Source organism: Alicycliphilus denitrificans (assembly GCF_044792555.1).
Lineage (GTDB): Bacteria > Pseudomonadota > Gammaproteobacteria > Burkholderiales > Burkholderiaceae_C > Alicycliphilus > Alicycliphilus denitrificans_A.
The window spans coordinates 3,676,474-3,698,939 of record NZ_CP126238.1; the positions used below are offsets into that span (position 1 = coordinate 3,676,474).

The window sequence follows — 22,466 nt, forward strand, 5'->3', positions numbered from 1 at the left end:
TTCATGGCAGGGCCAGGCCAGTGAGGGACGGTTGCGCCCTGCTCCTTCTTCACCGCATTGGAGCGAAGGATCTTCCATGCATGTCGCCCGCTTATGCCCAGCCACCGGCTGGCCCCTGCGCCTGTCCACCCTGGCCAGCCTGATGCTGCTGGCGCAGGGTGCAGCCGCGCAATCCGGCGCTGCCGCGGCGCCCCAGGCCCTGCCCGATGTCACCGTGCGCAGCACCCTGGTGCAGTCGCCCCTGGATTACGCCCCGGCCTCGGTCACCATCGTCGATGGCGACAGGCTACGCGACCGCCAGTGGCAGGTGAACCTGTCCGAATCGCTGTCCGGCACGCCCGGCCTGCTGCTGCAAAACCGCCAGAACTACGCCCAGGATCTGCAGCTGTCCATACGCGGCCACGGTGCGCGTTCCATGTTCGGCGTGCGCGGCGTGCAGATCTTTGTGGACGGCATCCCCGCCACCATGCCCGACGGCCAGGGTCAGACGAACAACATCGACCTGCAATCGGTGGAGCGCATCGAGGTGCTGCGCGGGCCCTATTCAACGCTGTACGGCAACGCCTCGGGCGGCGTCATCAACGCCTATAGCGCGCGCGGCGAGGGCAGCCCCAGCATCGACAGCAGCTTCGCCATGGGCAGCAACGGGCAAAAGCGCCTGGGCCTCAAGGCCCAGGGCGAACGCCAGGGCGTGGGCTATGTGGTCAGCGCCAGCCGCTTCCTGACCGATGGCTACCGCCCGCAAAGCGCGGCCGACAAGAACCTGTTCAACGCCCGCCTGGACACCGATCCCAGCGAGCACAGCCACCTGATGCTGGTGGCCAACCATGTGAACGTGGATGCGCTCGATCCCGGCGGCGCCGCCCCCGCCGAGTGGGCGGCCAACGGCCGCGCCGTGGCGCCGGGGCCGCTGAACTTCAACATGCGCAAGAACATGCGCCAGAGCCAGGTCGGCCTGGCCTACGACTACCGCGTGGACGCCAGCAATGCGCTGCGCCTCATGGTCTATGCCGGCCAGCGCAGCATCACCCAGTACCAGTCCACACCCGTGGCGGTGCAAGCCCCCGCCACCAGCGCCGGCGGCGTGATCGACCTGGGGCGCGACTATGGCGGCCTGGACCTGCGCTGGGCGCACAGCACCGAGGCGGGCGGCAGTCCCCTGAGCCTGGTGCTGGGCCTGACCGCGAACCTGGTGGAGGAAGACCGCCAGGGCTACGACAACTTCCTGGGCAGCCAGCTGGGCGTGAAGGGCAAGCTGCGCCGCGACGAGCGCAACACGCTGAGCAACGCCGACCCCTACCTGCAGGCCAGCTGGGCCTTCGCGCCGCACTGGAAGCTCGACGCCGGCCTGCGCTGGAGCCACGTGAAGTTCGTCTCGCGCGACCATTACATCGCCCCCGGCAACAGCGACGACAGCGGCGACACGCGCTTTCGGCGCTGGCTGCCCATGCTGTCGCTGCAGCGCGAGCTGAACGCGGGCACCCAGGTCTACGCCTCGCTCGGCGGCGGCATGGAGACGCCCACCTTCAACGAAATCTCCTACCGCCCCGGCGGCCTGCCGGGCCTGAACTTCGGCCTGCAGCCCGCCACCTCCACCAGCGCCGAGATCGGCCTGCGCCAGCGCTTTGCCGGCGAAGCACTGCGCGGCCAATGGTCGGCGGCGCTATTTCACACCAGCACCAGGAACGAAATCGTCACCGCAGAGAACATCGGCGGGCGCAGCAGCTTTCGCAATGCCGGGCGCACGCGCCGCCAGGGCGCGGAGCTCGCGACCCAGCTGTGGCTGGCGCGCCAGTGGCAGCTGAACGCCGCGCTCACCGTGCTGGACGCCAAGCTGCGCGATGGCTTCTGCAACTCCGCGGGCGCCAGTTGCGTGCCCGCCGGCAAGCGCATCGCCGGCACGGCCCGCACCCAGGCCGCCATCGGGCTGGACTGGCGCCCCCACGGCGACTGGCGCCTAGGAGCCGATTGGCGCCATGTCAGCGCCATTGCCGCCAACGACAGCAACAGCATCGAGGCCCCCAGCTACGGCGTGCTGGCCCTGAGCGCCGGCTACACCCGGCAATGGGGCCCGTGGAAGCTCAATGCCTTTGCGCGCATCGACAACCTGGCGGACAAGAAATACGTCGGCTCCGTCATCGTCAACGAAAGCAATGGCCGCTACTACGAGGCCGCACCGGGGCGGCAATGGATGGCGGGCATGAGCCTGGGGTATCAGTTCTGATGCGCCCTCATGCCAGCTTGATGACTATTATTTTCATAGCTGTTAACGTTTCACACACAAGGGCTAGTGGCTATTTTTCTTTGTATCGACCACAAAAAAGACTCGCCATGGCCCAACCTGCGGGGGCGTGCATGGGCACGGCCTTCATCCCCACCCTACTGCCCAAGGGCGTGGTAGAAGACATTGAACAATCGGCATAGGGTGCCTCCCTTGTAGGAGGCACCCTCACACCCCTCACACGCGCCCCGGTGCTGTCCCAGTTTGCGCCACGGCGTGCCATCGGACGCAGCCCATGGCCGCAGACATGTCACAGCATGGAGCACCACGCGGCACAGTTTGGGCATATTTCTTGCTACAACCCTACAGAGGTTCCGGGTTGCCAAGCACCCATACCATCTGGACAATTTTGGCTCTTGCCAACGAGCAGACAGCCACCCCTTGAGCACATGCCAACCGGGCAAGGGGAGACCAAGAAAGTCCACTGGAACAACGTCCTTCCAGATCCAGGAGACAAACATGGACACCACGCTGGGCCGGCCGGCCCACATGACCGTGCAAGCACCGTCGGAGCCAGACGCTCACACCGTCATCGACGAGGCGCACCAGCGCTCCAAAGCCTTTGGCGTGTCCACCGACGACCAGCCCGATTTCACGACCCTGGCGCTCAGCCATTTGAAGACCGTCCTGGAAGAGAACCGCTTCCTTTTTCAACATGCCGTGCCGGTGATGGAGACACTGTACGGGCAGATCGCCAACACCCACAGCATGGTGCTGCTGAACTCGGCCCAGGGCATGGTGCTGCACGCCATGGGCGACAACGACTTCCTGGAAAAGGCCAACCGCGTGGCCCTGGTGCCCGGCATGGACTGGAGCGAGAAGACCAAGGGCACGAACGCCATCGGCACGGCGCTTTCCGCCCAGCAGGCCGTCACCGTGCATGGCGACCAGCATTTCATGAGCGCCAACCAGGCGCTGACCTGCTCGTGCGCGCCGATCCTCGACCCCTACGGGCAGATCGTCGGCGCGCTGGACGTGACGGGCGACCACCGCAGCTACCACCAGCACACACTGGCGCTGGTGCGCATGTCGGCGCAGATGATAGAGAACCACATGTTCGCGGGCAGCTTCCCGAAGGCGGTGCGCGTGCATTTCCATTCGCGTCCGGAATTTTTGGGCACGCTGGTCGAAGGCATTGCGGCCTTCACGCCCGAGGGGCGCTTTCTCTCGGCCAACCGCAGCGCGCAGTTCCAGCTCGGCATGTCGTTCGGCGCCCTGCAGGCCCACACCTTTTCCTCGCTGTTCAACCTGCCCATGTCGGCGCTGTTCGAGCTCTTCGGCAGCTCCAGCAGCGCACCTCGCCAGCTGTGCCTGCACAACGGCGTGTCCGTCTGGTGCCGCACCGAGATCAAGCCCTCCGGGCCCTGGGCCACGCCCATCGTCTCGCCGCTGGCCGGGGGCGATGCAGTCCCGGCGCGCAGCACCGCGGCGCGCAAGGCACAGCTGTCCTCGCTGCAATACCTGGACACGGGCGACGCGCAGCTCTCGGCCGTCATCACCAAGCTGCGCAAGGTGGTCGATCGCGACATTCCGGTAATGATCCTGGGCGAGACCGGCTCGGGCAAGGACCTGCTGGCGCAGGCCATACACAACGATTCGGCGCGCGCGCGCCAGCCCTTCGTGGCCGTCAACTGCGCCTCCATTCCCGACACGCTGATCGAGGCCGAGCTCTTCGGCTACGAGGAAGGCGCCTTCACCGGCGCGCGCAAGAAGGGAGCGGCCGGCAAGATCCTGCAGGCCCATGGCGGCACGCTGTTCCTCGACGAGATCGGCGACATGCCCAAGCACCTGCAGGCGCGGCTGCTGCGCGTGCTGCAGGAGCGCAAGGTCAGCCCCCTGGGCGCGGCCAAGGAGGTGGAGGTGGATGTCACCGTCATCAGCGCCACGCACAAGAACCTCAAGGAGCTGATCGCGCGCGGCGACTTCCGCGAAGACCTGTACTACCGCCTGAACGGCCTGGTGGTGCGCCTGCCCGCCCTGCGCGAGCGCAGCGACTTCGAGGCCGTGGTGAAGAAGCTGCTGCACTCGCTGTGCGAGAGCTGCGCCAACATCACGATTGCGCCGCAGGTCATGGAGCTGCTGCAGGCCTACCACTGGCCGGGCAATGTGCGCCAGCTGCACAACCTGCTGCGCACGGCGGCGGTGATGGTGGACGATGACCGCACCATCCGCATGCAGCACCTGCCCGATGATTTCCTCGACGAGCTGCGCGCTCCCATGCGCCCCATGGCCGCCACCCCCGTGCAACAGGCAGAACCGCCCCTGATGCCCAGCGTGGGCGCGCCAACCGTGGCGGACGACAACCACAGCCTGCAGGACGTGACCATCAACGCCATGGCACAGATATTGCGGCTGCACAAGGGCAATGTGTCGGCAGCGGCCAAGGCGTTGGGCGTTTCGCGCAACACCATTTACCGCAAGAGAAACCTGCTGCCGCCCGATCTGCTCGATTGATGGGCCCCACCTGGGCCGCTTGTGCAGTGTTTGATGCTTGATGGAACCCATAAAACCGATGAATTTTTGGTCTGGGCAAGGCGCAAACCGCAGCGATAGCCATAGCTATCGCGAGGATTTGCAACGCCGCCCAGGCCGAAAAGGCGCGGTTTTATGTTCCAGATAGCGTCGAACACTGCACTAGGGAGGTTTTCCATGCAGCCGCTCCGATACGACCGTTTTTCCGTCCTCCTGCATTGGCTCATGGCCGTGCTGATCGTGGGGCAGATCGCCCTGGGCCTGTGGATGACCGGGCTGCCCAAGGACGGCAGCGGCCTGCGCGCGGCGTGGTTCAACGTGCACAAGTCATGGGGCATGGTGCTGGGCCTGCTCATCGCCGTGCGCCTGGCCTGGGCGCTGCTGCGCCCGCGCGTGGCGCCGCCGCCCGCGGCCCGCCCCCTGCAGGCGCTGGCCGCGGGCACCCACCGGCTGCTGTATGCGCTGATGCTGGTCATGCCCTGGTCGGGTTTTTTCGGCTCGGTGTTTTCCGGCTATCCCATCCGGTTCTTCGGCATGCCGCTGCCCAAGCTCGCCGAACGCTGGGACAGCGCCAAGGAACTGCTCGGCAGCGTGCACCAGTGGTCGGCCGCGGCCCTGATGCTGCTCATCGCCCTGCATGTGCTGGCCTTCCTGTACCACCAGTTCATCGTGAAAGACGCCTTGCTGCAGCGCATGCGATGGTCCGGCACGGACCGGACCACCCCATAGGCATGGAACTTGTATGCCCGCAGCCACACGGGCACGAACGCGCAAGCGGTGCGCTGGCGGCGGTGAACACCTGTTCCACAGTGAAACACTTTCTGTGCCCCCCCTGCGGCGCATGCCCGTGCCCTGCAAACCAACCGGAGACATCTTCATGGCAAGCACAGCCCCGCCGCCGAACCACCGGCCACACCGCCTGCGAACGCGGGCCTCGGCCCTGCTGGCACTGGCAACTCTGGCATCCGCCCTGGCGGCACATGCCGCAGGCGTGCCTGACAGGGTCTACGTCTCCAACGAGAAAGACCACAAGCTGCAGGTGTTCAACACCCGGGGGGACCGCCTGGGCGAGATCGACATCTGCCAGCGCCCGCGCCACATGATGTTCCTGCCCGGACACGCCCAGATCATCGTCAGCTGCGGCGACAGCGACCAGCTGGGCATCGTCGACGTGGCCACGGGCAAGCTCACCGGCACCGTGCCGGTGGGCGAGAGCCCGGAAATCTTCGACCTCAGTCCCGACGGAAAGATCGCCTACGTGTCGATCGAGGACAACAACGTCCTGGCGGCCTACGACATCGCAAGCAAGAAGCCCCTGTTCCAGGTGCCGACCGGCAAGGAGCCCGAGGGCGTGCTCGTCACGGCCGACGGCCAATTCGCCTACGTCACCTCGGAGGCAGCCGACGCGGTGTACCTCATCGACCTGGCGCAGCAGAAAGTCGCCAAGACCATCAAGACCGGCAAGCGCCCGCGCCGCCTGGTGCTGCGAGCCGGGGCCAACGAGCTGTGGGTGACGAACGAGCTGGAGGCCTCGGTGGCCGTGATCGACACCACCAGCCAGCAAGTCAAGCACAAGATCGCCTTCACGGTGGAGGGCGTGCCCGCGACCGACATCACCCCCGTGGGCATGGCCGTCAGCCCCGACGGCGCCAGCGTCTGGGTGGGCCTGGGCCGCGCCAACCGCGTGGCGCGGGTGAACGCGGCGGACCAGACCGTCACGCACCAGGTCCCCGTGGGCAGGCGCGCCTGGGGCCTGGCCATGCACCCCGACGGCAAGACGCTGTATGTGGCCAACGGACTGTCGGACGAGCTGACGCTGGTCGACACGGCGGCGGCCAAGCCACTGCGCACCGTGCCCACGGGGCGCACGCCCTCCAGCGTGCTGGTCGAGCCATGAGGAATGCGCCCCCACGCTCCACCGCTGCGCGGATCGCTGCCCCCCGGGGGGCCGTTTTTTCATCTTGGGGCGGCCCGGCGATGAAAAAGGCGCTGCACCTCATAGGTGTCTGCACTGTGTTGGCCTGCTGCCCGCCGCTGCAGGCCGCCGCCGCGCGCAAGGTGACGCTGGCCGTCATCTCCGTGGCCGACGACGCGCGCTATGCCAAGCGGCGCGTGGAGCTCGCCTACCCCGGCCAGCCCCAGGGGCGGGCCCTGCAGGGCGTGGAGCTGGCGGTGCAGGACACGGCGCTGGAGCTGCAGGAGGCCGGCGTGGAGCTGAGTGTGCGCGACATGGTGCTGCCCAGCGCGGCCGGCCTGCCCCAGGCGCTGCAGGAACTCAAGGCGGCCCAGGTCGGGCACATCGTCGCCGACCTGCCCGAGGGGCCGCTGCGCGAGCTGGTGCATGACGCCCCCGCCATCCTCGGGGAGGTGATGATTTTCAACACGGGCCTGCCCGAAGACAGCCTGCGCGCCGACGACTGCGCCGGCAGCCTGCTGCACACCGCCCCCAGCCGCCAGATGGAGGCGGACGCCCTGGCCCAGTTCCTTGCGGTGCGCCAGTGGCGCAAGCTGCTGGTGCTGCAGGGCGCGCAGCCCGGCGACGCGCCGCTGGCGACGGCCTGGGCCCGCGCGCTGCAGCGCCACGGCCTGGAGGCCGTGCAGACGCGGCCCTTCAAGCTCAGCGGCGAGGCGCATGAGCGCGACCTGTCCAATGTGCGCAAGCTCACCAGCGAGCCCGGCTACGACGTGGTGGCCGTGCTGGACAGCGACGGCGAATTCGCACGCGGCGTGCCCTATGCCACGCAATGGCCGCGCCCGGTCGCCGGCACGGCGGGCCTGGTGGCGCAGGCCTGGCACCCGCAGTGGCAGCGCTATGGCGGAATGCAGCTCAACCGGCGCTTTCGCAAGCACGCTCAGCGCCCCATGCAAGGCCAGGACTGGTCCGCCTGGATGGCGGGCAAGGCCGTGGCCGCCGTGCTCGTGGACGGCCCCCAGGCCACGGTGGCGCAGCAGCTGCGCAAGCTGCGCGGCGGCGCGGTCTTCCTCGATGGCTTCAAGGGCCAGCGCCTGTCGTTCCGCGCCTGGGACGGGCAGTTGCGCCAGCCCGTTTTGCTGTCCCACGGCGACGCCGTGGCCGGTATGGCCCCCATGGGCGAATGGCTACGCACCAGCGAGGCGCTGGACACCCTGGGCATGGATGCGGCCCAAAGCACTTGCAAAAATTAAGCAAAAAAACCCTGATTAGGCACATGCCTCAGATCACCATCATTCCGGCGAAAGCCGAAATGACGTGGCGTTTGTTGACCGAGTGCTGTCTGAGATATGTCGCTAATTAGACAAAAATGGCTCTAGCCCTTGTCCATCAAGCGTTAGAAGCTATGAAAAACGAAGGAAACCGGCCATGGCAAAGCGCCGCGACGTACTGCTGACAGGGTTGTGGGGCATGGCGGCCCTGCCCGCGTGGGCCGCTGACGACCCCACGGGGGGCGACCCCCTCGGCTCCATGCAATGGCCGGATCTGCGCCGGAAATACGCGCAGGACGCCCCCTTGCGCTTCACCGACGCGGTGCTGGTGCGCACGCCCGCATTCGCCGACGACGCGCTCAACGTCCCGCTGCAAATCGACGCCAGGGCCCTGCAGGCGGTGGGCGGGGGCATCGCGCGCATGGTCGTCATCGCCGACCGCAACCCCATCCGCGAAGTCCTGGCGTTCGAGCCGCTGCAGGCCCTGCCCCTGCTGGCGTTCCGCATCCGGCTGGAGCAGGCCTCGCCCGTACGCTGCCTGGTGCAGACGCGCGACGGGCATTGGCACGTGGGCGGGGCCATGGTGCAGGCCGCTGGTGGCGGATGCACGGTACCCGGCGTGACGCGCGCCGACGGCTCGTGGAGCAAGACGCTGAACCAGGTGCATGCGCGCTTCTTCAGCAACCTCGCCGAAGGCACGCGGCGCCTGCGGGTGCAGATCATGCACCCCATGGACACCGGCCTGGTGGCGGGCGTGCCCGCGCTGTACATCGAGCAGCTCGAACTCCTGGACGCGGCGCAGCAGCCCTGGTGGCGCATGCAATTGCACGAGCCGGTTTCAGAGAACCCGTTGATCACCCTGGAGATGCCGCTGCAGGGCCCCAAGACGTTCCGCCTGCTCGGCCAGGACAACAACGGCAACCGTATCGATGCGCAGGTGCCCGCATGAAAAATGTCCGTTGTCAAGCCTTTGATGCAGACTTGCAGCGAAGCAAAAGGTCATATGGGGCAATAGGTTAGAAAAGATTCTGGCCACTGCGGGCTCTTGCCACCTTTTGAGCTAGGTGCCACATGGGCGCTTCGCGGCAGCAAACGCAGGGGCATCGCAGCAGGCAAGATCGTAGCGCCAGCTTGTCGCCATCCTCGTCCACAAGCGAAAGTGCAGCCCATGGGCTGCGCTTTCGGCGTGGTGCGATGGCCAGGTCATCAGGGCTGTTTCGGTGGGACAACCTTGACCGTCGTTCCTTTCCTGAATCCACGATCCCCAGCCATGAAAGCATCGAGCATGTGCGGGATCAACGTAGCCGCATCGACCGCTTCGCCATAGGTCTGCGCGTGCAGCGCTGCATAGCGGTCGAGATCTGTTTTCAGACGGGCTGGACATGTGAAGGTCATCTTCGTGGAATCCAAGCGGGGAAGCGGCCCCAGGCGGAGTTTCTTCGTCGTGCTCATCGAGTTCTCCCGAGTTGATAGAACATCGGCTGATAGGGGCGCAACACCAAATCGCGGGCCACGACCAGCCGCACCGGCAGACCCGGACGTGCCGTCAGCGTCGGCTGGATGTTCATGTTGCGCCGGGTGATCTCCTGGCCGACCTGGTTGATGCTGTCCTGGGCGCTGTCGCGCCCGGCGATGACGATGCGGTTACCGTCCTGGCGGTTCTCCGGCGCGGCCAACTCGGCGCCGATGCCCAGCAGCGTGGTCAGCGCCGCGCCCGCGAAGACGCGGCCCCAGTGCCAGTCCACGTCGTCTTCCAGGCCCGCATAGCCGGCCGGATCGGTGCCCACAAGGTTGTCGAGTGTCAGCGATGACGTGTCAGGCAGGATGACCCGGTTCCACACCACCTGCACGCGGCTCTGCCCGTAGCTCACCTGGCTGTTGTAGCGCCCGAGGATGCGCGATCCCTGCGGGATCAGCAGGAACTTGCCCGTGGCCGTGTCAAAGACCGGCTCCGTCACCGTGGCGATCACGTCGCCCGGCAAGTCCGACTTGATACCCGTCACCAGCGCCCCCGAGATCACCGTGCCGGCCATGACCTGATACGGCGACGCAGGCGACTTCAGGTCGCCGGAATTGCGGGTTTCCGTGGAACCGGCTTTCAGGAACGCCTCTTTCTGATCCTGCCCGTTCTGCGTGGTGGCCGGGTCAGCGCGCGGCGCTGCCGTCGAGGCCGGCCCGGCGGCGAGCGGATCGAAGGCAGCAAGCGTGCTTGCAGCACCAGGTGCCTCTGGCGCCGCCTGCGCCACCGTGGCGGCGGCTTGACCTTGGCGACCCGAGCGGAAGAACACCGACGAAGCCGCCGCAGCCTCTGCCTCCTTGCGCAAGGCGTCGTTCGGATCGTGGCCGGGGGCTGCGTAAGCGGCTACGGTCGGCTGCTGCGAATTCACGATGGCCGGGCCGAGGTCTCCCGGCAGCGGCGGCCCGAGCTCCGGCACCTTCGGCAGCTTGGAGTAGTCGGCCGGCAGGCCGTCCAGCCCTTCGGACTTCGAGATGCGATCGACGTTGTAAAGCTCGGTCTGCTCACCTGCGCCGCGCCGGTGCGGCTGCAATGACCAGATCGTGGCCCCAAGCACGGCGACGGACAGACCGCCGACGAGGACAGCCAGTGTGCGCCGGTTCAGGCGCGTGACCGCGCGCGGCTGGGCGCGCAGCGCCACCGCCTCGGGCGTCACCTTGCCCGCCTGCGGCGTGGCGAGGTTGGGTGTGTCGTCCTGGCTCATGGTCAGTTCCTCCGCGCTACGCCATCCGTGCGCTCGATGCGCACCACATCGCCCTTGTTGGCACCGAGGCGAAGTTCGGCGGCGCCGAACAGCCGATCCACGATGTAGTACGGTGAGCGGAAGCGGTAATTGACCAGTTGTCCGTCGCCCTCCGGCCCGATCACAAACAACGGCGGCAGCTCGCCCTGGGCGATGCCGGCCGGGAACTGGATGTAGACCTTCTCTCCGTCATCGAAGGCGCGCAGCGGCTTCCACGGCGGATTGCTGCCCCTGATGTCGTAGCGGAAGCGGATCTTCTCCAGCGACAGGCCGGCATCCACCGGTGCAGCGGCGCTGGCGGCCTGCGCCTGGCGCTGCAAGGCCAGCATCTTGCCCTTGGGATACTCCCAGGACACCGACGCCATCCACGTCTTCTCGGTCGAGGTCAGCTCCAGCAGGTAAGTGCGACGGCTGGTCGTGATGACCAGATTGGTCTTCAATCCCGAGCGGATCGGCTTGACCATCACATTGACCCGCAGCGCATCGCCGCTGCCGCTCAACGTGTCGCCCACGATCCAGCGCACCGTGTCGCCTGCCGCTACCGTCACCAGTTCCTCGCCCGGCTGTAGCGCGATCACGGTCACGCGGCCCAGGGCCGCGTAGACCTGATAGAGCGCGCCGTCCGTAAAGGGCCAGACCTGAATCGCATTGACGTAGCCCTCTCGCGTGGGCGCGACGCGGGCCTCGGTGTTCGCCCGCGACACGCGCACCTTCTCGTCGGTCGGCTCCGGCGCGGGCTTGACGTCTTCTGCCTGGGGTGCTGGCTTCAACTGCGCCGGCATCGGCAGCACCTCAGGCATGGCGACCACCTCCACCGGCGCAGGCGGCTCGGGCAGCGGCTGGGCCTGCACCGGCTCATCGAGCGAGATGGCCGGCGGCGGCTTGCCCTGGCTGGCGCAGCCCGCCAAGGCGGCGAACATCAACGGCACAGTGGATTTACGGAAAAGATCATTCATGGCTTTGCTCCTTCATTCGCTTCCAGCTCACGGCTCCACGACAAGCCGTTGACGTAAATGCCCAGAGGGTTCTTGCGCACGCGCTGCTCGGTGCGCGGGGTTTGCAGCACCGTGGAAATCACCGCGTTCCAGCGCTCGGTGCGGTCCAGCGCACCGTTCACAAAGCGCGTCTCCGTCCAGCGCACGTTGAAGGATTGCTCGCTGGCGCGGGTCACGCTGCTGATCTGCACCGTCACCGACTCCTTGCCGATGCGCGCGAACGGATCGTTCACGCGGGCGTACTCGTTGAGCACCACCGCGCCCTTGTCGGTCGTGTAGTCGTAGGCATCGAGCCAGTTCTGCCGCACCACCACCGGGTCGATGGACAGTGAGCGCACCAGGCCGATGAAGCGGCCCAGGTGGTAGGCCACCTGGGCATCGCTGGGCCGGTACGGCGTGGCGGCTTCGCCCACGGCGCGCACCTGGCCCGCGTTGTCCACCTCGATGACGTAGGGCGTCACGATGGACTGCGCCGAACGCCAGACCAGCCCGCCTGCCATCAGCACGGCCAAGGTGAGACAGCCAAAGGCCATGAAACGCCAGTTCTTCGCCTGCACGCGGGCCGAGCCAATGCGCTCGTCCCAGACCTGAGCAGCGGATTGGTACGGTGTGGCAGGCTGCGGTGTGTCGGCATAGCGCACCTGCGGTCGTTTGAATCGCATGGGAGTTCTCCTTATGAATCGGAATCACGCAGGCTTGGCCCCTGGCTGGAGCTGCCACCGTCGCCGCCGCGCAGCGCGTGGGCGGTGGTCGTTGCGGCGTGGGTAAGCTGCTGTCTGCGATGCAGGCGCTGGGCCCAGGCGGGCTGTTCAGCCGCTGCGGGCGAATCTGCGGCACCCGCGCTGGACACCGATGCCTCATCAGGTCGGAATGCCGAGGCCATGCGCTCCTTCATTGAGCGCGCTCCATCCGCCACCTTCTGACCTGCAGCCTGCGCGCCGGCTTTGGCCACGTTGCCCACACCCGCGGCGGCGTCCTTGATGCCGCCCCCTGCGGCAGTGGAGCCTTCAGCGAAAGCAGCCTTGGCACCACGCGCACCGCTGGCTGCAAGCCGCGCTGCGCCAGGAGCCATGCGTGCGCCGGCGGCCACCGCGCCAGCGGTGCCGGCAGCAGCGGCGCCAACGCCAATGGCGGCGCCTGCCGCACCCAGCGTTGCTCCAGCCATGGCTCCAGCACCAAGCTGTGGCCCACCAGATACCAGCCCGGTGGCGATGCCAGGCCCAAAGATGCCCAGTGCAAGCATGGAGAGCGAGGCCAGCATGATGACCAGTGCCTGGTCAATGGAGGGCTCGGCCCCTGCGGGAATGTTGAACTCCGAGAAAAGCCCGGTTCCAATCCCCACGATGACCGCCAGCACCAGCACCTTGATGCCCGAGGACACCACGTTGCCCAATACCTTCTCCGCCAGGAAGGCGGTCTTGTTCCAGAGGGCGAACGGCACCAGCACGAAGCCCGCGAGCGTGGTCAGCTTGAACTCGATCAGCGTCACGAAGAGCTGCACTGCCAGCACAAAAAAGCACAGGATGACGATGCCCCAGGCGAGGAACAGCACCACGATGGAGGTGATGTTGACGAATACCTCCGGGAAGCCGGCCATCTGCCTGATTTGGTCAAGGATGGGGGCTGCCGCGTCGATGCCGGTCTTGGCGAGGCGGCCCGGCTGCAGGAAGTTGCCTATGCTCAAGCTGGAGCCGCTGGCCGTCAGGCCCAGCCCGGCGAAAGAGCGGAACACGACGCCCGCCAGCGTGTTGAAGTTTCCGATGATGTAGGCGAAGGCACCCACATACAGCACCTTGCGCAGCAGCCGGGCGATCACGTCCTCACCCTGGCCGCTGGCATGGCCCAGCGCCCAGAACAACCCGGCCAGCGTCATGTCGATGACGATCAGCGTGGCGGTCAGGAACGCGACTTCGCCCTGCAGCAAACCAAAGCCCGAGTCGATGTAGCGCGAGAAGGTATCGAGGAAGCGGTCAATGACCGCAACGTCGTTCATGGCTCGGCCCTGTCAAGGGCTGTAGAAGTTGACGGTCTGCGGCGTATACGGCGTGCCCGAGCCCAGGAAGCGCCGCGTGACTTCCCGCCCGCGCTCGGTGGCCGCCGCCTGCCGCGCCAGTTCCAGCGACGCGGCGCGATCCTGCGTGATCTGCAGCCGCTGGGTCTGGATCGCCTGCTTGGCCTGCAGGGCCAGCAGCTGGTTCATGGCCTGCATTGCCTGCAATGCGCCTACGGCCGATTGGCTCTTGCCCACCAGGTCGGCCAGCACGCCTTCGTCGTCGCTCAGGTTCTGCGAAGCCTGAGCCTGCATCTGCATGGTGGTCTGCAGCCCATTGAGCGTGTTTTTCCAGCGTTCCTGGGCATCGCGGTACATCTGGTCGCCGCTCACCGTGGCCGCGTACTGCTCGGGATACAGCCGCTTGAGCTCCTTGTCCAGGTTCGCCACGTCGTAGGCCAGCCCCTTGGCCTGCTCGATCAGCCGCTGCGTCAATGCCAGGTTGTTGCGCAGACGGTTCACCACGCTGAACGGCAGGCTGGCCAGATTGCGGGCCTGATTGATCAACATCTGGGCTTCGTTCTGAAGCTGCTTGATCTGGTTGTTGATCTGCTCCAGCGTGCGGATCGCCGTCAGCGTGTTCTGCACCAAGTTGGTCGGGTCGAACACGATGTCGCCCGCGCCGAACAAGGCATGGGCGGGCTGCACGGCGCCGATGGCGAGCGTGCAGGCCACGGCCAGGGCGGCGAGCTTGGAGGTATGGGGTTTCATGGCGATTTCTCCTGTAGTTGCGAGGAAGGAAAAGAAGGCAGCAGGTCGGCCGCCCAATCGAGGCCGCGATGGCGCAGCCAGGCGCCCGTGAAGCCGGGCACGCCGGCGTCCAGCAGCACGCGATCTATGTCGCGCTGGTCTTGCGGCGTGGAAGCGCCCGCAAATGCCAGCGCCGCCGGCCCCAGGTCGAGGTCGAACAGGCGGTTGCCGAGGCGGGATTGGTAGTAGTAGTCGCGCTTGGGCTGCGCGGTGGCGACGATTTCGATCTGCCGCCTGTTGAGGCCGAAGCCCTCGTAGATCGTGCGAATCTGCGGTTCGGTGGCCTGCGGGTTGGGCAAGAAAATCCGACTCGCGCAGCTCTCGATGATCGCGGGCGCGATGCTCGAATCCTTGATGTCCGCAAGCGACTGCGTGGCGAAGATGACGCTGACGTTCTTCTTGCGCAGGGTTTTCAGCCACTGGCGGATGCGGGCCGCAAACACCAGGTCATCGAGGAACAGCCACGCTTCGTCGAGGATCAGCAGCGTCGGTGCGCCGTCGAAACGCTCATCGAAACGCGCAAAGAGGTAATGCAGCACGGCCATGACGGCGGCCTTGCTGTGCATCAGCTCCTCCATCTCGAAGCACTGCACGTCGGCCATGCCCAGCCGGTCGTCGTCGGCGTCCAGCAGCTTGCCGTGGGCGCCACCCAGCACGTAGGGCGACAGCGCCTGCCGCAGCGTGTTCGATTGCAGCAGCACGGAAAGGCCCGTCATCGTGCGCTGCTCCACCGGCGCACCGGCGAGACTTCCCAGCGCCGACCAGATAGCCGCCTTCTCGTCGGGGCCGACTGCCACGCCTTCGTGCAACAAGCGGCCTTCGATCCATTCGGCGGCCCACGTGCGGTAGCCCTCACGGTCGATGCGCGCGAGTGGCTGGAAGGCGATTTCTCCATCCGACCCCAGGTCGTAATGCTCGCCGCCCAGGCCCAGGACGGTGGCGCGCATCGAGCGCCCCATGTCGAAAACGAAGATGCGCGAGCCGGGGTAGCGCCGGAACTGCATTGCCAAGGTGGCGAGCAGCACCGATTTGCCCATGCCGGTCGGCCCGGCCACCAGCGTATGGCCCACGTCGCCGATGTGCGTGACCAGCCGGAACGGCGTCGCGCCATCGGTGCGCGTGACGATCAGCGGCGGGCCGTCGAGGTGGTCGTTCTTCTCCGGCCCAGCCCATACCGCCGACACCGGCATCAGGTGCGCCAAGTTCAGCGTCGAGACGATGGGCTGGCGCACGTTGGCGTAGGCGTTGCCGGGGAGCGAGGACAGCCAGGCATCCACGGCATTGAGCGTTTCAGGGATGGTGACGAAGCCCCGACCCTGGATGACGCGCTCCACCATGCGCAGCTTCTCGTCTGCGACGGCAGCGTCCTCGTCCATGACGGTGACGGTCGCCGTCAGATAGCCGAAGGCGACTTGATCGCCGCCCAGCTCCTGCAAGGCAGCGTCGGCATCGGCGGCTTTGTTGTTGGCGTCGGTATCGACCAGCGGGCTTTCCTGCTGGAAGATCGTTTCGCGCAGCAGCGCGATGACGTTCTTGCGCTTGGCGAACCACTGGCGGCGCAGGCGTCCCAACTCCCGTTCCGCCTCGGCTTTGTCGAGGCAGAGAAAGCGCGTACTCCAGCGGTATGCAAAGCCGAGGCGGTTGAGGTCGTCCAGAATCCCCGGCCAGGTCGAGGTTGGGAAGCCCCGCACCGACACCACCCGCAGGTGCCGGTCGCCCAGCATGGGCGCCAGGCCACCGACCAGCGGCGAGTCGGTCAGCAGCGCGTCGATGTGGAACGGCACCTCTGGCACCGCCAGCGAATAGCGCCGCGTCGAGATGGTCGCGTGCAGGTAGGTCAGCGTCTGCGCGTCATCGAGCCACTCAATTTCCGGCATCACGCCGTCGAGCAGGTCAAAGACGCGATCCGTTTCCGCCACGAAGGCTTGCAGCCGCTCGCGCCAGTCCACGCCATTCGTCGGCGTGTTCTCGTAGAGCATCTTGGCTGCACGGGCGCGGGATTCTTCCGGCGGCAGGTAAAGCAGCGTCAGGTGATAACCGCTCTCGAAGTGATTGCCCGATTCCTCGAAGGCGGCCCGGCGTTCTTCCTCCACCATCCATGACAGCGGCTCTGGAAACTCCGAGTGCGGATAGTCGGCAGCGGGACAGCGCTCGGCTTCAATGAACAGCGCCCAGCCCGATCCCATGCGGCGCAGCGCGTTGTTCAGCCGCGCCGACGTGGCGATCAGCTCGCCTTGCGTCGCGCTGTCGAGGTCAGGCCCGCGAAACCGGGCCGTGCGCTGGAAACTGCCGTCCTTGTTCAAGATGACGCCCGGCGCGACCAGCCCGGCCCAGGGCAGCCAGTCGGCAAGCAAGGCCGGGCGCTGGCGGTATTCGGCGAGGTTCAGCATCGCGGCGTCCTCCCCTCACACGTCCAGCAGCGGGCGGTGCTTGATGTGCCGGGCGAAGACCTGCATGAACTGCGGATCGACGCGCGCACCCCACACCGCCAGCGAATGGCCGACGATCCAGAGCACCACGCCGGGAATCCACAGTTGCAGGCCCAGCCCGACAGCGGCGGCCAGCGTGCCGTTGGCGATCGCCACGGTGCGCGGCGCACCGCCCAGCAGAATCGGCTCGGTCAGCGAGCGATGCAGCGGCACCTCGAAGCCGTCCGCGAAGGTGTCCGGGGCACTCATACGACGGCCCCGCCGGAGAAGCTGAAGAACGACAGGAAGAAGCTCGAAGCCGCGAACGCGATGGACAGACCGAAGACGATCTGGATCAGCTTGCGGAATCCGCCGGACGTGTCGCCGAACGCGAGCGCGAGGCCCGTGGCGATGATGATGATGACCGCGACGATGCGCGCCACCGGCCCCTGGATGGACTCGAGGATGGATTGCAGCGGGCCTTCCCACGGCATCGAGGAACCGGCGGCCTGCGCGGTTCCTGCCAGGAACAACAGCAGCGCGGCCAGCAGCAGCCCTTGCCCCGCAGGGCGTGCCAGGCTGCGCATCCGTGCCAGGCCGGTCAGATGAGAAAGCGGATTTACGGAAATACGGAAAGCAGGAACGTGCATCTGCGTCATGGCAGTTCTCCAAGGTGGTTGAGGGACGGGGAAGAAAAGTCGGACTGCGATGGCAGCTCGGGAAACGGCATATCCATCGCGTCCGCCAGTTGGTAGCCCACGCCGTCGAAGCCGACGACGCGGGCGATGCTCTCGATGCGACGTTTGCGCCCGCGCCCGGCGATGTGGATCACCACATTGACCGCCTCGGCGATCAGCGCAGGGGGCGGATTCACCGCCACTTCGAGAATCAGTTGCTCCAGGCGCAGCAGCGCGCCGAGCGCGGAACCGGCGTGGATCGTGGCGATGCCGCCGGGATGGCCGGTGCCCCACACCTTGATGAGATCCAGCGCCTCGGCGCCGCGCACTTCACCGACGACGACGCGATCCGGGCGCAGGCGCATGGACGAGCGCACCAGCTCGGTCATCGACACCACGCCGGCGCGCGTGCGCAGCGGAACGTGGTCGCGGGCCGCGCATTGCAGTTCCACTGTGTCTTCGAGCACCAGCACGCGGTCGCCGGTGGCGGCGATTTCGGCGAGCAAAGCATTGGCGAGCGTGGTCTTGCCGCTACTGGTGGCGCCGGCGATCAGGATGTTCTGGCGCTCGCGCACAGCCCGAACGAGAAAGCCAGCCTGGGCGCTGGTCATCATCCCGTCGATGACGTACCGCTCCAGCGGAATCACGCCGATGGCGCGCTTGCGCAGCGCGAAAGCCGGCCCCGGCGCTGCCGGCGGCAAGATGCCCTCGAAGCGTTCGCCAGTTTCGGGCAACTCGGCGGACAGCAGCGGCTGGCCGCGATGGACTTCTGCGCCAACGTGGGCCGCGACGAGGCGGATGATTCGCTCGCCATCGGCCTCGGGCATCTCCACACCCATTGGCGCGCGACCCGACGACAGGCGATCCACCCAAAGGGTGCGATCGGGATTCAGCATCACCTCCACCACGTCCGGGTCTTCGAGCGCGGCGGCGATCAGCGGCCCCATCGCCGTGCGCAGCATCTGGATGCGGCGGTCGAGCGACGTGGCGGTCATGGACTGCCCTTCAATGGGAATACGGGCGCTCATGACGCACGCTCCTGCGCTTGCGCGGCTGCCGCCGCGCCTTCCATCCGCATGGGGTCGGGATGCAGTTCCTCCACCACGTCGCGCACCAAGCTGCGGCCCCGCAGCAGGTGGCGGCCAAGCTGCTCGGTGAACTGCTCGAAGCGCGCTTTGCCCTGCGCGCGTGCCGCGTCTTGGTGCGCCTCGGGAACCGGCGTGCTCACGGTCAGGTAGTAGCGGATGAACAGCGCCAGCGTTTCGATGGCGATGTTCTGGTCGCGCTCCATGCGCTCTGCCTGGCGCGACAGGCGATCCAGCCGCTTGGCGATGGCCGCCTCGCGCTGGTCGGCCGCATCGGGCGACAGCCACGATGCAAGCGCCGCCGCGACGATGGACGACTTGGACACGCCTTTCTTGGCGGCCAGCTCGTCCAGGCGCTTGGCGTGTTCCGGCTGGATGAACAGGTTGAGGCGGTAGTGGCTCATAGCTCGATTCCGTCGTTGGGGTCGAGAGAAACCAGCCGGGCCGTGCGCTGCATGGCTGGATCAAGCTGGCGCGGAAGGGGAAGCGGCAGGTCGTCGTCGTCATCGAGCAGCCCAAGGTCGGCCACGGGCGCGGCCAGCTCGGGGTCGTAGGCGACGGCCTCCGTTAGCTCGGGATGGCGGCGCGGGCCGCCATCGTCGGCCGTACCCAAGTTCTCCAGGCCATCGGCGGATGCCGTGGCCGGTGCGGCGGGCACGGCAGGAATCGCCAGCCCGCTCCAGTCGTCCGGCCGCGACGGCGGCGCGTCGGCGTACTGTCCGTCCGCCAGCGCGGGCGGCGGCAGCACGCGATGCTTGAAATTGGCGTCCGCGTAGTAGCGCAGCTTCTTCGCCTTGATCGGCGCGACGCTGGACACCATCACCACGGCCTCGTCAGGTGGAAGCTGCATCACCTCACCCGGCGTCAGCAGCGGGCGAGCCGTTTCCTGGCGCGACACCATCAGGTGCCCCAGCCACGGCGCGAGCCGGTGGCCCGCGTAGTTGCGCTGCGCGCGCAGCTCGGTGGCCGTGCCCAGCGTCTCGGAGATCCGTTTGGCGGTGCGCTCGTCGTTGGTGGCGAAGGTCACGCGCACATGGCAGTTGTCCAGAATCGAATGGTTTTGGCCATACGCCTTGTCGATCTGGTTGAGCGACTGCGCAATGAGGAAACTGCGGATGCCGTAGCCCGCCATGAAGGCCAGCGCCGTCTCGAAGAAATCGAGCCGGCCCAGCGCAGGGAACTCGTCGAGCATCAGCAGCAGCTTGTGGCGGCGCGCGATGCCGTCGGAGCCATCGAGCGATTCGGTCAAGCGCCGCCCGATCTGGTTGAGGATCAGGCGAATGAGCGGCTTCGTCCGCGAAATGTCCGAAGGCGGCACCACCAGGTACAGCGATACGGGGGATTCGGCTGCGATCAGGTCGGCGATGCGCCAGTCACAGCGCGAAGTGACTTCGGCCACCGTGGGATCGCGGTACAGGCCCAGGAAGGACATGGCGGTGGACAGCACGCCCGAGCGCTCGTTGTCGCTCTTGTTGAGCACTTCCCGGGCGGCAGATGCCACCACCGGATGCGGCGCATCACCGAGATGCGCCGTGGTCATCATCCGGTGCAGGGTCAGCTCGAACGGGCACGCCGGATCGGACAGAAAGTTGGCCACGCCACGCAACGTCTTGTCCTCGCCGGCGTAGAGCACATGCAGGATGGCGCCGACCAGCAGCGCATGCGAAGTCTTCTCCCAGTGATTGCGCTTTTCCAGCGCGCCTTCCGGGTCCACCAGGATGTCTGCGATGTTCTGCACGTCGCGCACCTCATGCGCGCCGCGCCGGACTTCCAGCAGCGGGTTGTATGCCGCTGACTGGCTATCTGTCGGGTTGAACAGCAGGCAGTGGGAGAAGCGCGAGCGCCAGCCGGCGGTAATGCTCCAGTTCTCGCCCTTGATGTCGTGAATGACGGCGGACGCGGGCCAGGACAACAGCGTGGGCACAACCAGGCCAACACCCTTGCCCGAGCGCGTGGGCGCGAAGGTCAGGACGTGTTCGGGACCTTCGTGGCGCAGATAATGGTGATCATGCTGGCCGAGGAACACGCCGGCAGGCTGCGTGAGGCCCGCCTTGCGAATGTCATCCGCGTTCGCCCAACGGGCCGAGCCGTAGGTCGTGACCAGACGCGATTGCCGCGAGCGCCAGATCGACATGCCGATGGCGACCACCACCGCCAGTAGGCCGCTGCCGCCCGCGATGGTGCCGCCGGTATCGAACACGCGCGGCGCGTAGGCATCGAAAACGAACCACCACTCAAACAGCTTCCACGGGTGATAGATCGGTGTGCCGAGAAGATCGAACCAGGGCGAGCCAAGGCGTAGCTGGTAACCCAGGGCGGCGGCTGTCCATTGCGTGGCGCTCCATACGCCAGCGATTACGATGCCAAACACAACGGCAATCTGACCGAACAACACGTTCGTACCTTGCATTGACTGACCTCCCATGACGGCACAGGAATGTGCCGCTGCCATGAGGATCAAGCTGAGCGTGCAGGCCAGTCAAAGACCGTTGTGGCAGCAATTCAGACGGAAAAAGCCATACTTATTGCTGCAGCAAAGACAATAAAAAAGCCGCAGGCGCGAGCGCTCTGCGGCGTAGGGAGGTAACAGCGGGAACTTCGTCGACGTGATGCAACGGCGGGATGGATTATTGGGTCTTCTTCTGCTCCGGCCTGTCGCCGAAGAAGCGCCGTTCGGCGGCTGCGGCTGCGCGCAGGCAGAGTTCGTCGCCGACCTTCGAATGATCCTCCTTGCACAGGCGCTGGATTTCCTTGATGCGGGCGGGGTTCGCCATCAACTCATCCACGGTATCCGTAGGCTTGGCGGGGCCGCAGGCGGTCAGCAAGGCGGTCATGGTCAGCAGCAGGATTCTGTTCATGATGATCATCCTTTCCAAGACAGTTCATGAATCACCAAGAGGGCTATCGCTTTCGTCTGTGCCCATAGAGGCCACACGAGCGATGAAGCGAGCCAGAATCTCGGATGGTTCTGCATCACGGTGAAGCAGATAGGTGGTGAGCATGGGTGGAGTGCCCTGCAGACGCCTGGCCACAACGCCCAGTTCCCGGCTAGATGCGATATGGGCCGATCCGGCTAAGCCAAAAGCGATTCCTGCGGCCACCAGAATCATCATCGCGCCGAAGGTAGCTACGCGCTGGGCAACAATGGGCTCTTGATTTTGTCGGCGCAGGAACCGTTCGACCTGCAGAGCGTGGCCCGCGCATATTGCTGGATCGCCTAGCACCAACGGATAGCGCAGGACCTCCTCCAACGGGATTCGGCTATGGGCCAGCGCGGTGTGGCGTGCCGGTACCGCCACCATCAATTCGTCTTCCCAGGCCGGAGTCGCCACGATACCGTCGCCCACCTCCTCAGCCATCGAGAATCCGACGTCGTAAAGGCCATCGTGCAGGCCCTGGATCTGTTGGTCAAAAGAAACCTCGAACAGCCGGATGTCAATTTCCGGCTCTTCCTCACGGCATCGCGCCAGCAAGACAGGCAGGCGCGATGGGGGCACGCCATCCGACAAGGCGATCCGCAGTTGACCATGAAAGCCCCTAGCGGCGGATTGGACGCCGTCGCGCGCCTGCTCCAGTGACGCGAAGATGCGGGGTACCCGCTCCAGGAATGCCTTGCCCGCATGGGTCAATCGGGTGCTGCGCGTGGTCCGCGTGAAGAGCGCGGTTCCAAGCTCCTCCTCCAACTCCCTGATAGTGCGTGATAAGGGAGATTGGTCGATATGCAGCCGCTCTGCGGCACGGCCGAAGTGCAGTTCTTCAGCAACAGCCATAAAGCAGCGCAAATGCCGAAGCTCCATGCTGTATCC

The 22,466-nt window shown here is 66.4% G+C and carries 20 protein-coding genes; 6 read left to right on the forward strand and 14 right to left on the reverse strand.

What is annotated here, in order from left to right:
• The first annotated feature begins 76 nt into the window (after positions 1-76).
• From P7644_RS17430 to P7644_RS17455, 6 genes are all read left to right on the forward strand, one after another.
• Complete coding sequence (locus P7644_RS17430) at positions 77-2,224, forward strand: TonB-dependent receptor domain-containing protein (protein WP_404300502.1); 2,148 nt, start codon at positions 77-79, stop codon at positions 2,222-2,224.
• A gap of 516 nt (positions 2,225-2,740) precedes the next feature.
• On the forward strand, positions 2,741-4,735 hold the full coding sequence (locus tag P7644_RS17435) for a sigma-54-dependent Fis family transcriptional regulator (RefSeq protein ID WP_404300503.1): 1,995 nt from the start codon (positions 2,741-2,743) through the stop codon (positions 4,733-4,735).
• A gap of 195 nt (positions 4,736-4,930) precedes the next feature.
• Entirely contained in the window at positions 4,931-5,482 is a 552-nt protein-coding gene (locus P7644_RS17440) for a cytochrome b (RefSeq protein ID WP_404300504.1), read from the forward strand.
• A 148-nt stretch (positions 5,483-5,630) separates the two neighbouring features.
• Positions 5,631-6,650, forward strand: a complete 1,020-nt coding sequence (locus tag P7644_RS17445; RefSeq protein ID WP_404300505.1) for a beta-propeller fold lactonase family protein — start codon at positions 5,631-5,633, stop codon at positions 6,648-6,650.
• Positions 6,651-6,730: 80 nt separating this feature from the next.
• The gene (locus P7644_RS17450) at positions 6,731-7,918 is read left to right on the forward strand and encodes a branched-chain amino acid ABC transporter substrate-binding protein (RefSeq protein ID WP_404300506.1); all 1,188 of its coding nucleotides are present in this window, start codon (positions 6,731-6,733) and stop codon (positions 7,916-7,918) included.
• Between the two features lie 175 nt (positions 7,919-8,093).
• Complete coding sequence (locus P7644_RS17455) at positions 8,094-8,885, forward strand: quinoprotein dehydrogenase-associated SoxYZ-like carrier (RefSeq protein WP_404300507.1); 792 nt, start codon at positions 8,094-8,096, stop codon at positions 8,883-8,885.
• Positions 8,886-9,142: 257 nt separating this feature from the next.
• On the opposite strand, the gene P7644_RS17460 is transcribed toward P7644_RS17455, so the two are convergent.
• The 14 genes from P7644_RS17460 to P7644_RS17525 all read right to left on the reverse strand — a co-directional run bounded on the left by P7644_RS17460 (position 9,143) and on the right by P7644_RS17525 (position 22,457).
• Positions 9,143-9,388: a DUF2274 domain-containing protein gene (locus tag P7644_RS17460; RefSeq protein WP_404300508.1), complete on the reverse strand. Its 246-nt coding sequence runs from the start codon at positions 9,386-9,388 to the stop codon at positions 9,143-9,145.
• Entirely contained in the window at positions 9,385-10,656 is a 1,272-nt protein-coding gene (locus P7644_RS17465; protein WP_404300509.1) for a TrbI/VirB10 family protein, read from the reverse strand. Before P7644_RS17465 ends, P7644_RS17460 begins: the two co-directional genes overlap by 4 nt.
• A 2-nt stretch (positions 10,657-10,658) precedes the next feature.
• Positions 10,659-11,651, reverse strand: coding sequence for a P-type conjugative transfer protein TrbG (trbG, locus tag P7644_RS17470; protein WP_404300510.1), 993 nt, complete (start codon positions 11,649-11,651; stop codon positions 10,659-10,661).
• Complete coding sequence (gene trbF, locus P7644_RS17475) at positions 11,648-12,352, reverse strand: conjugal transfer protein TrbF (RefSeq protein ID WP_092699355.1); 705 nt, start codon at positions 12,350-12,352, stop codon at positions 11,648-11,650. The genes trbG and trbF overlap by 4 nt, the downstream gene beginning before the upstream one ends.
• Before the next feature lie 11 nt (positions 12,353-12,363).
• The gene (gene trbL, locus P7644_RS17480; RefSeq protein WP_404300511.1) at positions 12,364-13,683 is read right to left on the reverse strand and encodes a P-type conjugative transfer protein TrbL; all 1,320 of its coding nucleotides are present in this window, start codon (positions 13,681-13,683) and stop codon (positions 12,364-12,366) included.
• 12 nt (positions 13,684-13,695) lie between these two features.
• Entirely contained in the window at positions 13,696-14,451 is a 756-nt protein-coding gene (gene trbJ / locus P7644_RS17485; protein WP_404300512.1) for a P-type conjugative transfer protein TrbJ, read from the reverse strand.
• Positions 14,448-16,880, reverse strand: coding sequence for a conjugal transfer protein TrbE (gene trbE / locus P7644_RS17490; RefSeq protein ID WP_404300514.1), 2,433 nt, complete (start codon positions 16,878-16,880; stop codon positions 14,448-14,450). The genes trbJ and trbE overlap by 4 nt, the downstream gene beginning before the upstream one ends.
• A gap of 15 nt (positions 16,881-16,895) precedes the next feature.
• Entirely contained in the window at positions 16,896-17,168 is a 273-nt protein-coding gene (locus P7644_RS17495) for a VirB3 family type IV secretion system protein (RefSeq protein WP_003103993.1), read from the reverse strand.
• Positions 17,165-17,557, reverse strand: coding sequence for a TrbC/VirB2 family protein (locus tag P7644_RS17500; RefSeq protein ID WP_404300515.1), 393 nt, complete (start codon positions 17,555-17,557; stop codon positions 17,165-17,167). Before P7644_RS17500 ends, P7644_RS17495 begins: the two co-directional genes overlap by 4 nt.
• Positions 17,554-18,603: a P-type conjugative transfer ATPase TrbB gene (trbB, locus tag P7644_RS17505; protein WP_404300516.1), complete on the reverse strand. Its 1,050-nt coding sequence runs from the start codon at positions 18,601-18,603 to the stop codon at positions 17,554-17,556. The genes P7644_RS17500 and trbB overlap by 4 nt, the downstream gene beginning before the upstream one ends.
• The gene (locus P7644_RS17510; RefSeq protein ID WP_404300517.1) at positions 18,600-19,064 is read right to left on the reverse strand and encodes a CopG family transcriptional regulator; all 465 of its coding nucleotides are present in this window, start codon (positions 19,062-19,064) and stop codon (positions 18,600-18,602) included. Before P7644_RS17510 ends, trbB begins: the two co-directional genes overlap by 4 nt.
• Positions 19,061-21,070 (reverse strand): conjugal transfer protein TraG, encoded by a 2,010-nt coding sequence (locus P7644_RS17515; RefSeq protein ID WP_404300518.1) that lies wholly within the window; start codon positions 21,068-21,070, stop codon positions 19,061-19,063. Before P7644_RS17515 ends, P7644_RS17510 begins: the two co-directional genes overlap by 4 nt.
• A gap of 217 nt (positions 21,071-21,287) precedes the next feature.
• A complete protein-coding gene (locus P7644_RS17520; protein WP_404300519.1) occupies positions 21,288-21,518 on the reverse strand; it encodes an EexN family lipoprotein in 231 nt (76 codons plus the stop codon).
• Positions 21,519-21,542: 24 nt separating this feature from the next.
• Positions 21,543-22,457: a LysR family transcriptional regulator gene (locus tag P7644_RS17525; RefSeq protein WP_404300520.1), complete on the reverse strand. Its 915-nt coding sequence runs from the start codon at positions 22,455-22,457 to the stop codon at positions 21,543-21,545.
• Positions 22,458-22,466: the final 9 nt, after the last annotated feature.

Excerpts from the sequence above, each read along its gene's own strand:
- trbG (WP_404300510.1), bottom strand. The coding sequence starts at position 11,651 with ATGAATGATCTTTTCCGTAAATCCACTGTGCCGTTGATGTTCGCCGCC.
- P7644_RS17495 (WP_003103993.1), bottom strand. The coding sequence starts at position 17,168 with ATGAGTGCCCCGGACACCTTCGCGGACGGCTTCGAGGTGCCGCTGCAT.
- P7644_RS17525 (WP_404300520.1), bottom strand. The coding sequence starts at position 22,457 with ATGGAGCTTCGGCATTTGCGCTGCTTTATGGCTGTTGCTGAAGAACTG.
- P7644_RS17500 (WP_404300515.1), bottom strand. The coding sequence starts at position 17,557 with ATGACGCAGATGCACGTTCCTGCTTTCCGTATTTCCGTAAATCCGCTT.
- P7644_RS17515 (WP_404300518.1), bottom strand. The coding sequence starts at position 21,070 with ATGCAAGGTACGAACGTGTTGTTCGGTCAGATTGCCGTTGTGTTTGGC.
- P7644_RS17450 (WP_404300506.1), top strand. The coding sequence starts at position 6,731 with ATGAAAAAGGCGCTGCACCTCATAGGTGTCTGCACTGTGTTGGCCTGC.
- trbE (WP_404300514.1), bottom strand. The coding sequence starts at position 16,880 with ATGCTGAACCTCGCCGAATACCGCCAGCGCCCGGCCTTGCTTGCCGAC.
- P7644_RS17435 (WP_404300503.1), top strand. The coding sequence starts at position 2,741 with ATGGACACCACGCTGGGCCGGCCGGCCCACATGACCGTGCAAGCACCG.
- P7644_RS17445 (WP_404300505.1), top strand. The coding sequence starts at position 5,631 with ATGGCAAGCACAGCCCCGCCGCCGAACCACCGGCCACACCGCCTGCGA.
- P7644_RS17520 (WP_404300519.1), bottom strand. The coding sequence starts at position 21,518 with ATGAACAGAATCCTGCTGCTGACCATGACCGCCTTGCTGACCGCCTGC.
- trbF (WP_092699355.1), bottom strand. The coding sequence starts at position 12,352 with ATGCGATTCAAACGACCGCAGGTGCGCTATGCCGACACACCGCAGCCT.
- P7644_RS17440 (WP_404300504.1), top strand. The coding sequence starts at position 4,931 with ATGCAGCCGCTCCGATACGACCGTTTTTCCGTCCTCCTGCATTGGCTC.
- P7644_RS17455 (WP_404300507.1), top strand. The coding sequence starts at position 8,094 with ATGGCAAAGCGCCGCGACGTACTGCTGACAGGGTTGTGGGGCATGGCG.
- P7644_RS17465 (WP_404300509.1), bottom strand. The coding sequence starts at position 10,656 with ATGAGCCAGGACGACACACCCAACCTCGCCACGCCGCAGGCGGGCAAG.
- P7644_RS17510 (WP_404300517.1), bottom strand. The coding sequence starts at position 19,064 with ATGAGCCACTACCGCCTCAACCTGTTCATCCAGCCGGAACACGCCAAG.
- trbL (WP_404300511.1), bottom strand. The coding sequence starts at position 13,683 with ATGAACGACGTTGCGGTCATTGACCGCTTCCTCGATACCTTCTCGCGC.
- P7644_RS17460 (WP_404300508.1), bottom strand. The coding sequence starts at position 9,388 with ATGAGCACGACGAAGAAACTCCGCCTGGGGCCGCTTCCCCGCTTGGAT.
- trbJ (WP_404300512.1), bottom strand. The coding sequence starts at position 14,451 with ATGAAACCCCATACCTCCAAGCTCGCCGCCCTGGCCGTGGCCTGCACG.
- trbB (WP_404300516.1), bottom strand. The coding sequence starts at position 18,603 with ATGAGCGCCCGTATTCCCATTGAAGGGCAGTCCATGACCGCCACGTCG.
- P7644_RS17430 (WP_404300502.1), top strand. The coding sequence starts at position 77 with ATGCATGTCGCCCGCTTATGCCCAGCCACCGGCTGGCCCCTGCGCCTG.